This window comes from Streptomyces hyaluromycini, assembly GCF_002217755.1.
Classification (GTDB): domain Bacteria; phylum Actinomycetota; class Actinomycetes; order Streptomycetales; family Streptomycetaceae; genus Streptomyces; species Streptomyces hyaluromycini.
In genome coordinates, this window is the sequence record NZ_BCFL01000022.1 from 476,837 (window position 1) to 489,589 (window position 12,753).

Annotated in this window: 11 protein-coding genes; 10 read left to right on the forward strand and 1 reads right to left on the reverse strand. The window is 69.9% G+C overall.

Annotated features, from left to right (window positions below; genetic code table 11):
- Positions 1 to 148 precede the first annotated feature (148 nt).
- From SSP29_RS28950 to trxA, 7 genes are all read left to right on the forward strand, one after another.
- A complete protein-coding gene (locus SSP29_RS28950; RefSeq protein ID WP_089103738.1) occupies positions 149 to 940 on the forward strand; it encodes a FadR/GntR family transcriptional regulator in 792 nt (263 codons plus the stop codon).
- 533 nt (positions 941 to 1,473) lie between these two features.
- Positions 1,474 to 2,211, forward strand: a complete 738-nt coding sequence (locus SSP29_RS28955) for a hypothetical protein (protein WP_150135106.1) — start codon at positions 1,474 to 1,476, stop codon at positions 2,209 to 2,211.
- Positions 2,212 to 2,366: 155 nt separating this feature from the next.
- Positions 2,367 to 4,304: a flavin-containing monooxygenase gene (locus SSP29_RS28960; RefSeq protein WP_089103739.1), complete on the forward strand. Its 1,938-nt coding sequence runs from the start codon at positions 2,367 to 2,369 to the stop codon at positions 4,302 to 4,304.
- Positions 4,305 to 4,316: 12 nt separating this feature from the next.
- Complete coding sequence (locus SSP29_RS28965; protein ID WP_089103740.1) at positions 4,317 to 5,252, forward strand: zinc-dependent alcohol dehydrogenase; 936 nt, start codon at positions 4,317 to 4,319, stop codon at positions 5,250 to 5,252.
- A 78-nt stretch (positions 5,253 to 5,330) separates the two neighbouring features.
- Complete coding sequence (locus SSP29_RS28970) at positions 5,331 to 6,716, forward strand: MFS transporter (RefSeq protein ID WP_089103741.1); 1,386 nt, start codon at positions 5,331 to 5,333, stop codon at positions 6,714 to 6,716.
- 17 nt (positions 6,717 to 6,733) lie between these two features.
- Complete coding sequence (locus SSP29_RS28975; RefSeq protein ID WP_089103742.1) at positions 6,734 to 8,437, forward strand: UGSC family (seleno)protein; 1,704 nt, start codon at positions 6,734 to 6,736, stop codon at positions 8,435 to 8,437.
- A 34-nt stretch (positions 8,438 to 8,471) separates the two neighbouring features.
- Positions 8,472 to 8,798, forward strand: coding sequence for a thioredoxin (gene trxA / locus SSP29_RS28980; RefSeq protein ID WP_089103743.1), 327 nt, complete (start codon positions 8,472 to 8,474; stop codon positions 8,796 to 8,798).
- 98 nt (positions 8,799 to 8,896) lie between these two features.
- Here the strand turns inward: trxA and SSP29_RS28985 are convergent, their stop codons facing one another.
- Complete coding sequence (locus SSP29_RS28985; protein WP_089103744.1) at positions 8,897 to 9,676, reverse strand: SDR family NAD(P)-dependent oxidoreductase; 780 nt, start codon at positions 9,674 to 9,676, stop codon at positions 8,897 to 8,899.
- A gap of 234 nt (positions 9,677 to 9,910) precedes the next feature.
- Between SSP29_RS28985 and SSP29_RS28990 the strand changes: the two genes are divergently transcribed.
- The 3 genes from SSP29_RS28990 to SSP29_RS29000 all read left to right on the forward strand — a co-directional run bounded on the left by SSP29_RS28990 (position 9,911) and on the right by SSP29_RS29000 (position 12,580).
- Entirely contained in the window at positions 9,911 to 10,930 is a 1,020-nt protein-coding gene (locus SSP29_RS28990; protein ID WP_089103745.1) for a GDSL-type esterase/lipase family protein, read from the forward strand.
- A gap of 78 nt (positions 10,931 to 11,008) precedes the next feature.
- Complete coding sequence (locus SSP29_RS28995; protein ID WP_089103746.1) at positions 11,009 to 11,800, forward strand: SDR family NAD(P)-dependent oxidoreductase; 792 nt, start codon at positions 11,009 to 11,011, stop codon at positions 11,798 to 11,800.
- Between the two features lie 9 nt (positions 11,801 to 11,809).
- Complete coding sequence (locus SSP29_RS29000; protein WP_150135107.1) at positions 11,810 to 12,580, forward strand: SDR family NAD(P)-dependent oxidoreductase; 771 nt, start codon at positions 11,810 to 11,812, stop codon at positions 12,578 to 12,580.
- Positions 12,581 to 12,753 lie beyond the last annotated feature (173 nt).

Sequence of the window (12,753 nt, forward strand, 5' to 3'; positions counted from 1 at the left end):
CAGTGATCGGGTAAATCAGTAAACTGATTGCGGCGTCAAGGATGGAAGGCCGTCCCGCTCAGCGGACGAGCGACCCGGGCGGGATGCGGCCGGACGTCCTTGCCCCGTTCCCGGTAACGAGGTTCTCCGAGCAAGTACACTCATTGTCATGAGTGCCACATTGGGGCCAGTCGGTCAGACGGTCCGCGCGCCCAAGACGGCGGAGCTGATCGCCGCGCAACTGCGCCGTCGTATCGTCCAGGGTGAGCTGACGCCCGGCGAGACGCTGCCGCCCGAGATCCAGCTCATGGAGCAGTTCGGCGTCTCGCGGCCCACCCTGCGCGAGGCCTTCCGCATCCTCGAAGCCGAGATGCTCATCAGCGTCCGCCGAGGCAGCCGGGGCGGCGCTCAGGTCATGGCCCCGGACTTCTCCGTGGCGGCCCGGCACGTCGGACTGCTCCTGCAGATGCAGGGGACCACCGTCGACGACGTCTACGAGGCCCGGATGATCGCCGAGCCGGCCTGCGCACGCATGCTGGCCAAGCGTCGCACGAAGCAGGATCTCACCGACCTCAGCGAGGTGGTGGCGGAACTCCAGTCGGCCGTCGAGTCGAAGGACGACGCCGTGCCCGACCCGGCGTTGTGGTCGCGGCTGACGTACCGGTTCCATGAACTGATCATGGAGCGCTGCGGCAACAAGACCATGGCCGTCCAGGGAGCGGTCCTTCAGGAGATCGTGGCGACCCATCTCGAGATGCGGGTCTCGCGCAACTTCGACAAGACGGAGTCGCCCGAGCGTTTCCAGCGGGCTATCAAGGCCTACAAGCGTCTCGTGGTGCTGGTGGAGGCCCGGGACGCCGAGGGTGCCGAGCGGCACTGGCGCACGCACATGAAGGTCGCGGGCACCTACCTCCTCAAGGACGACCTGCACAACAAGCCCGTGGTGGATCTCTTCGCCTGAATCCGAGGCGCCGCCCGCACCTGCTTCGCGGAGATCTCCTCGTGACGGTGCGGGCCGTGCCCGGGCGCCCCCGGGCTTCGCAAGACCCGGGGGCTTTGCAAGACCCGGGGGCTTTGCAAGACGTGTCCCGGTCAGCGGGACTCGGGGCCGACGGCTGATCGGCGCCACCTACTCTCCTCCTGTTGGATCCAGCCGACCGGGCATCGCGCCCATCGGGACGGACTGAGACCCAGGAGAGCCGCGATGCGACGCGACCATGACCTCACCGGGACGAGGCAGCCGAACTCCCGCATCAGCGCCGGCACGCTGGCCTTAACTCGCTGACGAGCCCGCGCTTGCGCACGTCCGCTCCCCGGAATCCGAGGGATCCCCCGCAGCTTGCGGAGCCTCTTCCGGCGGCATCACCGGCTCTCCGCGTCAACGGCGCCCCTCGGATCGCCGTCCCCCGGATCGCCGTCCCCTCCCCGCCTCGGTGAGCCACGTCCTCGGCGCCCGGGCGGCACCCGACCATGCGACGGATCAAGGGAGATCCCATGGACGAAAAGCTGAAGTTCAAGCTCTATCGTTTGTCGGTCTGGTGCGGCGTGGTGGTGGTCATAGCCAACACGCTCGCGTTCTCGGTCTTCGGACACCTCTCGCCGCCCGTCTCGCCCTCGGACAACGCGCAGCAGGTGGCCGACTTCCTGACGGAACACCGGACCGGCATCCTGTGGGCCGTGGTCACGATGGGTGTCTTCGCTCCGTTCTTCTACCCGTTCGCGGTCATCACGAGCCTGCAGATGCGCCGGATCGAAGGCGGCTGGGGCCTGTTGTCGATGATCCAGCTGACGACCGCGGTCGTCGCACCCACGGGATGGGTCTACCCGCTCGCCGTGCTGGCCACCGCCGCCTACCGGCCGCACCGCAGCCCCGAGTTGATGCAGCTGCTCAGCGACCAGTTCTGGCTCACGTACGTGGGAGTCGCCGTCATCTTCGTCATCAACGTCGCGGTGATCGGTCTGTCGGCCCTCATCGACCGGCGGCCCGAGCCGGTGTTCCCGCGGTGGTTCGGCTGGCTGAACCTCGTGCTGGCGGTCTCCTTCTTCCCCGGGGTCTTCGTGTACGTGGCGACCGACGGTCCGTTCGCCTGGGACGGGGTGTTCACGGTCCTGATCCCGTCCATCGCGTTCGTCGTCTGGAAGATCGCGATGATCATCGTGCTGCTGAGGGCGGTCAAGTCCGAGGAGCGCGAGGCGCTGGGACAGCGGACAGCCGTGCCCGCGGCCGCCTGAGGGCATACGGAGGGCGAGCCGAACTCCCGCATACGTGAGTGGAGTTCGGCTCACCTGCGTCTTGATGCTCCATCCATGAGTAGATTAAGTTAACTCAATAACCTTGATATGTGGCTGCCCGTCAGGCACGGGTACGCCGGCAGGGAAGGAGCCGTATGGCCGGGAAAGGCAGGCTCGCGACGGGAGCGTCACCGCACGTGGACGAGGCGTTCGTCGGCCGCGCGCTGGACGACGCCGACCTGAACGCGCTGAGGCTCGCGCTGTACCAAGCCACCGGAGACGAGACCCTGCTCGAACTACCCCTCAAGACCACCCCCATGTACGGCGGCGCCCTCAAGCAGACCGTCCTGGCCGAAGAGGCCGTGTCGACCGTGCGGACCAAGGCGACGGAGTTCCTCCTCGGCATGACCGCCGGTTTCACCGAGGTGAAGCCGGACGACGTCCGACTGCGCCGCATGTACGAGGCGTTCCGCAACGAGGAGCTCACCGACCGGGACTGGTCCTACCGCCGTGACCTCGCCGCCTTCGACGACCATCCCCGGCTGGCCCGGTGGACGGGAGCCAAGCCGACCATTCCCGAGGGCTTCCAGGTGGCGGTCATCGGCGCCGGATTCGGCGGCATCGCCGTGGCCGTCCAGCTGGAACACCTCGGCATCCCCTACACGGTCTACGAGCGGCGCTCGGAGCTGGGCGGCACCTGGAGCATCAACGCCTACCCGGACGTTCGGGTGGACACCACCAACTTCCTCTACCAGTTCTTCTTCGAGAAGAACTACCCGTGGACCGAGTACTTCGCGCGGGCCGGTGAAGTGCGCGACTACCTGCAGCACGTGGCCAAGAAGTACGGCGTCTTCGAACACATCAGCTTCGACAGCGACGTACAGGAAGCCGCCTTCGACGCGATGACGGGCCGGTGGACGATCGACGCCGTCATCGACGGCCGGCCGCAACAGCTCACCGCCAACGCCGTGGTGAGCGCGAGCGGGCTCTTCGCCACGCCCAAGCGCCTCGACACGCCCGGCATCGAGGACTTCCGCGGCGAGATCGTGCACACCGCCGAATGCACGGGCCAGGAGCTGCTGGACGGCCGTGACGTCGCCATCATCGGCAACGGCTCGACCGGTGTGCAGATGATGTCCGAGGTGCGCAGCCGGGCCCGGAGCGTGGGCGTCTTCCAGCGCACCCCGCAGTGGATCAGCCCGCGCGAGCGCTACGGCGAGGCCATCTCCCCGGAGACCCGCTGGCTGCTCGACACGATGCCCTACTACTGGAACTGGTACTGCTACTCGATCGCGACCCTGCGGCTGGGCGGCCAGGTCCTCCAGGAGCCGGACGCGGAGTGGCAGGCCGCGGGCGGCCTCGTCAACGAGGGCAACGACGGCTACCGCGCGAGCCTCACCCAGTACGTGAAGTCGAAGCTCGGCGACCGCCCCGACCTGTGGGAGAAGCTCATCCCGAGCCATGCCCCCATGGCCCGTCGGCTCATCGTCGACAACAACTGGTACTCCTCGCTGCTGGAGGACAACGTCGAACTGGTCACGGAGAAGATCGAGCGGTTCACCCCGACGGGCATCCGCACCGCCGACGGCAAGGAGCGCCCCTACGACCTCGTCTTCACGGCCACCGGGTTCGCCACCCAGAAGTACCTGTGGCCGACCCGCTACCGCGGCCTGGCCGAGGAGACGCTGGAGGAGCGCTGGAGCGACCCCGCGGGCGGCGGCCCGCGTGCCTACCTCAGCCTCACGGTGCCCGACTTCCCGAACCTGTTCATCATGTACGGCCCCAACTCGCAGAACCGGGCCGGGTCGTTGATCGTGTGGATGGAGACCTGGGCGCGCTACACGGCCGAGGGGCTGGTCGCCCTCATCGAGGGAGGCCACCGTTACCTGACGGTCCGCAAGGAGGTCTTCGAGGACTACAACCGCCGGCTCGACGAGGCGATGCTCTCCCTCATCTGGTACGACGAGGGCTCCAGGGACCGCAACTACTACGTGAACGAGTTCGGCCGCCAGCAGGTCAACGTGCCGTGGCGGCTGGAGGAGTACCACGAGCTCCTGGCGAGGTTCCGGCCGGAGGACTACGACTTCGCCTGAGGACGGGATGCGATGAAGGCGGTCCGTTGCGTGCCGCCGGGCATCGAGGTCGTCGAGACCGACGAGCCCGGCGGGCCGGGAGAGCTGGTCCGGGTGGCCGCGGTGGGTATCTGCGGCTCCGACCTGAGGTACCTGCGGCGAGGCAGCACACAGATCATCGGACACGAGATCGCCGCCACCACCGCGGACGGCACACCCGTGGCCGTGGAGGCCATAACCCGGTGCGGCACCTGCGAGTGGTGCGCCGCCGGCCGGCACAACCTGTGCCGCGCGGCCGGCCGGGACGTGGTCGGCATGACCGTACCGGGAGGGATGGCGGAGTACTACCGGGCCCCTCGGTCGGCACTCGTGCCGCTGCCCCCGGGACTGTCCCTGGACGACGCCGCGCTCGTCGAACCGGGCGCGGTGTCCTGGCACGCCTGCCGCAGGGGCGAGATCGGTGCCGGGACCCGTGTCGCCGTGGTGGGGGCCGGGACCATCGGGATGCTGGCCGCTGCCGCCGCCCTGCGGATGCAGGCAGCGGAGGTGGCCCTGGTGGCCAGGCATCCCTTCCAGGCAGAGGCGGGCGAACGCCTCGGCGCGACGCGGCCGTCGGGGGTGTACGACGTCGTCGTCGAGGCGAGCGGCAGCGAGAGCGGTCTGAACCGTGCGATCGAGCTGGTGCGCCCTCTCGGCACGGTGGTGACGGTCGGTGTCTTCCCGCCCGGCATCACCTGGCCCCACATGGCCGCCTTCCTCAAGGAGGCCCGCGTCGTGCCCTCGATGGGATACGCCCAGGACGCCACGGGCCCTCGGGAGTTCGCCTGCTCGGCCCGGATGCTGGCCGACCGGCCGGAGATCGCCCGGACCCTGATCACCCACCGGTTCGGCATCGACGAGGCCGCGGGCGCCTTCGAGGTCGCCGCCGCCAGGCCGCCGGGGACCTTCAAGGTCGTCGTCCACCCGTGAACCCGTGAACCCGTGGGCCGCCCCCGGTGTGCCTCGGACAGCCCACAGTCACTCCGACACCGTCAGGAGGAGACAAAGATGTCGAAAGCCACGCCGACCCCGTCCGCGCTGCACAACGGGAGCGGCACCCGTACGAACGCCGTACGGGTGGGGACCGCGAGCATGCTCGGGACCTTCATCGAGTTCTACGACTTCACCTGTTACGGCTTCCTGGTCGTGTACACGGCGCCTCTGTTCTTCCCGGCGGACAACCCGGGCGCGGGGATCCTCGCCTCCCTGGGCGTCTACGGGGTGGGGTATCTCGCCCGCCCGCTGGGCGCGCTGTTCTTCGGCCGGCTCGGCGACCGGCGCGGGCGCCGCTTCGCGTTGCTCGTCACCGTCATCGGGATGGGCGGCGCGACCACCCTCATGGGGCTGCTGCCGACCTACGGCACGGTCGGGGTCGCCGCGCCCGTCCTGCTGGTCCTCGTCCGGATGGTGCAGGGATTCTGCGCGGGCGGCGAGATCGGGGGCGCCGCCACGCTGGTGGCGGAGTCCGACGGCGGCTGCAGACGCGGACGGCTCCAGGCACTCATACCGCTGGGTTCGAGTCTGGGGGTCGCCGTCTCCCCGGCGGTGGTCGGTCTGCTGGTGACGGTTCTCGGCGCGCAGGACATGGCGCACTGGGGCTGGCGCATCCCGCTGCTGCTGTCCGCGGCGATGACGCTCGCGGTGGTGGTCTACCGGGTGCGGGTCGAGGACTCCCCGGAGTTCCGTTCCCTGGCCGAGGCGGAAGCGGTCGAACGGTCGCCGGTGCGCACCGCGCTGCGCGGTCACTGGCGCATGATCACGGTCTCGGCCGTGCTCAACCTCGTCGTCACCATGGTGCTCGGCGTCTTGGTCAACTACATGAGCGTCTACCTGCTCGCCGTCCTGGGCGTGCCGGCCGTCAAGGTGTACTGGCTGTCGGCGGTCTGCCTGTTCCTCGGGGCCGGCGGGTTCCTGGTGGGCGGCTGGTGGACCGACCGCTTCGGACGCCGGTCGGCGATGCTGCTGGGCCTCGGCGGTTCGGCCGCCCTGGTCTTCCCCGTGCTGTACGGCATGCGGAGTGTGCGCTCCGGTGGCGCCTGGGCGCTCGTCGCGGCCGGTGCCCTGTACGTCCTGGCGCTCGCGCTCAGTTACGCGGCGGCGCCGTCGATGTACGTCACGTTGACCCAGGCGTTCCCGACCCGGGTGCGCTACACGTCGGCTGCGTTCGCCTACAACGCGGGCGCCGTTGCCGGCGGTGGTCTCACGCCCTGTCTCGCCGCCCAGCTGACCCGGACGGCGGGGCCGCCGGCGGCGGGCTGGCTGGTGGTCGCCGCCGCGGTGACCGGGGTCACGGTGATGTGGCTGCTGACGTCGAGGTCCCGGCGGACGGCAATCTCCGACCGGAGTATTGACGAACCCAATGAGTTCAATCGTATAACTGATACAGATAACTAAATCCATGAGGAGAAGCCGTGACGATCGAAGCCGGCGTAGACCAGGCCGCCTTTGAGGTGGTCAATCCGACCGCGGACAAGCTGGACTCCGCGGAGACCTCCCTGGCCCCGCGACTGGACACACTCGACGGAAAGGTGCTGGGCCTGCTGTCCAACAGCAAGCCCAACGCCGAGATCGCGCTCCAGGCGGTGGCGGAGAAGATCAAGGAGACCTACCCGGACCTCAAGATCCGTCTCTACCCCGGCTCCATCCGCTTCGAACCCGGGCTGCTGCGGCGGGCCATCGAGGAGAGCGACGCCCTCATCGGCGCCACGGCGGACTGCGGTGCCTGCACGTCCTGGCTGATCCACGACGGCGCGCAGGCCGAGAAGGCGGGCGTCCCCCAGGTCACGATCGTGGCCCGGGGCTTCGAGCGCGACACGGACACCAGTGCCAAGGTGTTCGGCGTCCCCGGGCTCCAGTACGTGGTCGTGCCCCGCGTCTTCACCGCGCTCACGCCGGAACAGGCGACCGAGCAGACGCTGCCGGTGGCGGACGACATCATCAAGGCCCTCACCCGGACTCCCGCTGCCATCCCGGCCGACACCGCAGGGCAGGAGGATGACGAGGAGCGGCAGGAGACGTACACCTTCCATGGCCAGGACCCGGTGGCGGCCGTCGAAGCCTTCAACGAGTTCTACCTCCAGAAGGACTTCGGTGACGGACTGCCGCTCCACCCGCCGACCCGGGCGAAGGTGGAGGCCATCATCGAGGCCCAGGGGCTGCCCCGGGACGAACTGGTCCTCACCATCCCGCCGTTGCACGGCCATGGAACCCTGGAGCGGATAGCGGTCAACGCCGCCATGGCCGGGTGCCGTCCGGAGGAGCTGCCTGTCGTGATCGCCGCGCTCAAGGCGATTCACGCGTGCCCCCCTCCGATGAACCTCTCGGTCCTGATGTCGACCGGGGCTTTCGCGCCCGTGATCCTCGTCAACGGGCCGCTGGTGAAGAAGCTCGGCATCAACAGCGGGCGCAGTCCGCTCGGGCCGGGCCTCAACAACCGGGTCAACATCCGCATCGGGCGGGCGGTCGCCCTGACGCTGCGCAACCTCGGCGCGTGGATACCGGGACGCATGGACCTCGACACCATCGGCACCGTGCGCAAGAACATCCAGGTGTTCGGCGAGAACGAGGACGAGAGTCCCTGGGAGCCGTACCAGGTCGGCAAGGGCCTGCGGCCCGACGACAGCACCGTGACCGTGGTGCACACCGTGGGGGAGTGGGACCTCGGCTCCAACCACGGACCGGCGGACCGCCGTATCCGGTCCATCGCGGCGCGCACCCCCACGCTCACCCAGGTCGGTTTCATGACGAGCACCCTGGCCGGCCTCGAAGGCAACGAGGACGGCCTGTTCTACCTGCTGCCGCCGGAGACGGCGCGGAAGTTCGCCGACGCGGGGCTGAGCAAGGACGCGGTGAAGAGGTTTCTGCTGCACAACATCCGGCCGCGGATCTGGGACGTCGTCGCGCCGTTCATCGACTTCCGGGAGCGCGGCCTGGTCCGGCCCGAGTGGGAGTGGATGTTCCAGCTCACCCCCGAGGAGCAGCGGACCCAGACGATCCAGGCGTTCAACGACCCGGCCGCGATCAACATCGCCGTCGCCGGGCACGGCACGCCCAAGGAGTTCGTCTTCGGCACGATGACCACGCCGATCACCGTGAAGATCGCCCCGCTCGCATAGTCCCGCGCGCAGGCGGAGGAAGGAAGGCACGCTCATGGCAGCAGTCGTCCGCGCGGTCACCGACGACGACTTCGACGAGGCCGTCCAGGGGACCGGGCGACCGGTGCTGGTGGACTTCTGGGCTCCGTGGTGCGGCCCGTGCCGGGCGATGGGGCCCATTCTCGACGCGATGGCCGAGGCGCACGAAGGGGCCCTCGACATCGTGAAGGTCAACCTGGACGAGAGCCCCCGGGCGGCCCAGCGGCACGGTGTCTCCTCGATCCCCGCGCTCCTGCTGTTCTCCGCCGGGGAGCTCGTGACGACGCTGGTGGGAGCCAAGCCCCGCACGATGATCGAGAAGGCCATCGCCGAGTACCTGTGACGTGCGAGAGCGGCGGGCCGGTGCGGCCCCGGGGTTCCGGGGTCCACACCGGCCCATCCGGGTCGGCCCGGGTCCACACCGGCCCGCCCGTGGACGTGTCAGAGGTGGTAGGCGAACTTCCGGCCCGCGCCGCCGTCGACCACCAGGGTCTGACCCGTGATCCAGGCCGAGAGGTCCGTCAGGAAGAACAGGATGGCCGACGCGATGTCGCTCGTCCTGCCCACCCGCCCCAACGGCACCTGTCCGGCGGCCCTGTCGTAGTAGTCGGGCTCGGGGTGCCGCTCGGCCACGCGAGGGGTCGCCGTCTGGCCGGGGGCGACGACGTTCACCCGGATGTCCGGTCCGAGTTCGAGGGACGCCGTACTGACCAGGTTGACGAGGCCCGCCTTCGCCGCGCCGTACACGGCGTGACGGGGGGCGGACCGCAGACCTGAGACGGAACCGACGAACACCATGGAGCCGCCTTCCGTCATGGCCCTCGCGCCGACCTGTAGGGCGAGGAAGACATGACGGAGGTTCAGATCGAGCCCGCGCTGCCAGAGTTCGTCGGTCACCTCGCCCAGCGGGCCGTTGTCGGAGATGCCGACGATGTCCGCCAGCCCGTGCAGCGGACCGAAGCGCGCGACGGCCCCGGCGACCAGCCGCTCCACATCCGCGCGGTCGGTGGCGTCGCCGGTGAGGGCCAGGCCGTCGACCTCCTCGGCTACCGCGGCGGCGCGCTCGGGGTCCCTGTCGACCACGGACACCCTGGCACCGACGTGCGCCGCGGCCAGACAGGTCTGCCGGCCGATGCCCAGCCCCCCGCCGAGTACGAGGACATGCCTGCCCTTGAGATCGATCAGGCCGCGGTAGTCGGGCGTGAGTTCGGTGATGCCCATCGTGCCTCCCTCTCTGCCGAGGGGCCGGTCCGCAAGACGCCGCAGAAGGTGCTGACACGTTCCTTGACGCCCGACGGAGCCACCTCGTTAATATAGCCATATCCGTTAAAGAAGTTAGATGAATAAGGGAGAAGTGTTCAACGCCCGGGCCGAAGTCCGGACTTGAGGGAGCGGGACACCGCGACCGTGCCGCACGGATCCGCGTCCGCCGCCCGATGGAGAGGTGAACCCCGAATGATCCAGGTGCAGCCGGAACGCTTTCTCCGTGGTGTGCTGCCGGGACTGTCGTGGGCCGACGGCGGCTCGCGACTGCCGCTCGCGGGGTGCGCGAAGCTGACGGCCGACACCGTGCGGGCCGCCCGCGTGCCGGCCGGGGTCCACCTCGCCTTCACCGGACCGGTGTCGACGGTCGAGCTGACGGTGGAGGTGGGGGAGCGGACCACCGTGCCGGCCCCCACCGTCCCCGACGGATTCGTCGTACGGGTGCCGGGGAGCCCCTCCCGCCTGGTCCCCCTGCCCTCCCGGGACGGAACAGTACGTGTGCGGTTGCCGGACCGGGACCGGGACCGCGTCGTGCGGGTGTACCTGCCCGAGTCGACGGAGGTGACGGTGGTCGGCCTGGCGGGCGACCAGAGCCCGGAACCCGCTGCGCGGGGCCCTCTCTGGGTGGTCTACGGCGACTCCATCACGCAGGGCTGGTCGGTCACGGAGCCCGGCCTGGCATGGCCCTCGCAGGTCGCCGACACCCTCGGACTCGACCTGGTCAACCTCGGTTTCGCGGGGGCGGCGCGCGGCGAACTCCTGACCGCCGACGTGCTCGCCGCCTCCGGGGCGGAGGCCGTGACCCTGGCCTGGGGAACCAACGCCTACTCGTCCCTGCCGACCAGCACCGCCCAGATCGCGGAGACCATGCGGCTCTACCTCACCGCCGTACGCGAAGGCCTTCCCGAGGCCCCGGTCGTGGTGGTGAGCCCGATCGTCCGCCCGGACGCCGAGCACGTACCCAACCGGTTCGGCGCGAGCCTCGCCGATCTCCGTGGGGCCCTGGAGGAAGCGGTGCGCCGGTTCGCCGAGGTGGGCGGGGACGGCCGTGTGACGCTCGTGCCGGGACTGGACCTCGTAGCGCCCGAACACCTCGTGGACGGCATCCATCCAGGGGACACGGGGCACCGCAGCCTCGCCGAGGGCGTCGTCCCGCACGTCGCCGCCGGGCTCGGACGGGACGTCGTACCCGCGAGGGCGGGGGCGACATGACGAGCCGTCCGAAAAGCGCCCGCCGCCCTAGTGACCGCACCAGCGCAGCACCGCCGCACAACGGCGGGGAGGAGTGAGATGGACCCGTCGAACGTGTTCCGGCTGACCGGAAAGGTGGCCGTGGTCACCGGCGCCGGGAGCGGCATCGGGCGGGCGAGCGCGGGTGTCCTCGCCGCGGCCGGCGCCCGGGTCGTCGTCGCCGATCTGGACCTGGCGGGCGCCGAGGAGACCGTGGCCGGCATCAAGGAGGAAGGCGGGGAGGCCATGGCCCGCCGGGCCGACGTGTCGGATCCGGCCGCCATGGGCGCGCTGGTCGACGAGACCGTCTCCGGACTCGGACGGCTGGACGTCCTCGTCAACAACGCGGGCATCATGATCCGCCGTCCGCTCGTGGAGGTCCCGCCGGACGAGTTCGACCGCATCCTGTCGGTCGACCTCAAGAGCGTTCTCTACGGCAGCCAGGCCGCGGCGCGGGTGATGCGGCCGGGGTCGAGCATCGTCAACACCCTCTCCACGATCATCGACTTCGCCACCGCCGGCACCGGCTCCTACGCCGCCGCCAAGAAGGGCGGCGAGGCGCTGACCCGGACCTTCGCCGTCGAACTGGGACCCCGGGGCATCCGGGTCAACGGCGTCGCACCCGGCTGGACGGACACCGGCATCACCCGGCAGCGGCACGTGGACGACGCGGGCGAGTTCCAGCAGAGCGGGTTCGACCAACTCGCCAGCAGGATGGCCGCGGCCGCTCCGCTGGGAACGGTGGCCGAAGCCGTCGACTCCGCGTACGCCGTGCTCTATCTGGCGTCGGACGCGAGCCGCTGCGTCACCGGACACGTGATCCGCGTCAACGGCGGCGCGTCCATGGCCTGAGGGGCGATCATGACAGGAAGACTGCAGGGCAAGGTGGCACTGATCACCGGATCCGCGCGCGGCCAAGGCGCCTGCGAGGCTGCTCTGTTCGCGCGGGAGGGCGCCGAGGTCATCGTCAGTGACGTACTGGACGATCGCGGTGCGGCGACCGCACGTTCGGTGGCGGGCTGCTACCTCCACCTCGACGTGACCTCCGTCGCGGACTGGAGCGCCGCCGCCGACACCGTGCGCGAGCGGTTCGGGCGGCTGGACGTGCTGGTCAACAACGCGGGGATCGCACCCGCACGGCTGGGCCGGGTGGACGAACTCGACGTCGAGGACCACCTCCGGCTCTTCGACGTCAACGTCCACGGCGCCTTCTACGGCATCCGCGCCCTGCTGCCCCTGCTGCGGAAGGGCCGCGGCGCCTCCGTTATCAACGTGTCCTCGATCGACGGGCTGACCGGCATCGGCTCGATGGCGAGCTATGTCGCGTCGAAGCACGCGCTGACCGGGCTCACCCGGTCGATGGCGATCGATCTGGGCCCCCTCGGGATCAGGGTCAACTCCCTGCACCCGGGGGTCATCGACACACCTCTGGTCCGCTCGATCGGCGAGGCCCGGTCGGCGCGGCTGGCCCGCACCGTGGGGCGGCAGCCCCTGGCCCGGATGGGCCGGTCCGAGGAGGTCGCGGCCATGGCCCTCTTCCTCGCCTCGGACGAGGCGTCGTACTGCACCGGGTCCCAGTTCACCGCCGACGGCGGTCATCTCGCCGGCCCCTACCGGGAGTTACCTGTCTGACCAAGGCCCGGCCGACCGGCCGGGACGAGCCGCTTTGACCAAGAGCGGGCTCCGCCGGGAGTCCGTTGTGATCCGAAGTGATCTGACGATGCAGAGCCGATGAAGTCTTTCCCCATGAGGGACCCGTTGGACGACGCCCCGTGCCGACCAGGGCGCCGTCCAGGGATGCTCAG

Coding starts and splice junctions, on each gene's coding strand:
- SSP29_RS28950 (WP_089103738.1), top strand. CDS start 149: ATGAGTGCCACATTGGGGCCAGTCGGTCAGACGGTCCGCGCGCCCAAG.
- SSP29_RS28955 (WP_150135106.1), top strand. CDS start 1,474: ATGGACGAAAAGCTGAAGTTCAAGCTCTATCGTTTGTCGGTCTGGTGC.
- SSP29_RS28960 (WP_089103739.1), top strand. CDS start 2,367: ATGGCCGGGAAAGGCAGGCTCGCGACGGGAGCGTCACCGCACGTGGAC.
- SSP29_RS28965 (WP_089103740.1), top strand. CDS start 4,317: ATGAAGGCGGTCCGTTGCGTGCCGCCGGGCATCGAGGTCGTCGAGACC.
- SSP29_RS28970 (WP_089103741.1), top strand. CDS start 5,331: ATGTCGAAAGCCACGCCGACCCCGTCCGCGCTGCACAACGGGAGCGGC.
- trxA (WP_089103743.1), top strand. CDS start 8,472: ATGGCAGCAGTCGTCCGCGCGGTCACCGACGACGACTTCGACGAGGCC.
- SSP29_RS28985 (WP_089103744.1), bottom strand. CDS start 9,676: ATGGGCATCACCGAACTCACGCCCGACTACCGCGGCCTGATCGATCTC.
- SSP29_RS28990 (WP_089103745.1), top strand. CDS start 9,911: ATGATCCAGGTGCAGCCGGAACGCTTTCTCCGTGGTGTGCTGCCGGGA.
- SSP29_RS28995 (WP_089103746.1), top strand. CDS start 11,009: ATGGACCCGTCGAACGTGTTCCGGCTGACCGGAAAGGTGGCCGTGGTC.
- SSP29_RS29000 (WP_150135107.1), top strand. CDS start 11,810: ATGACAGGAAGACTGCAGGGCAAGGTGGCACTGATCACCGGATCCGCG.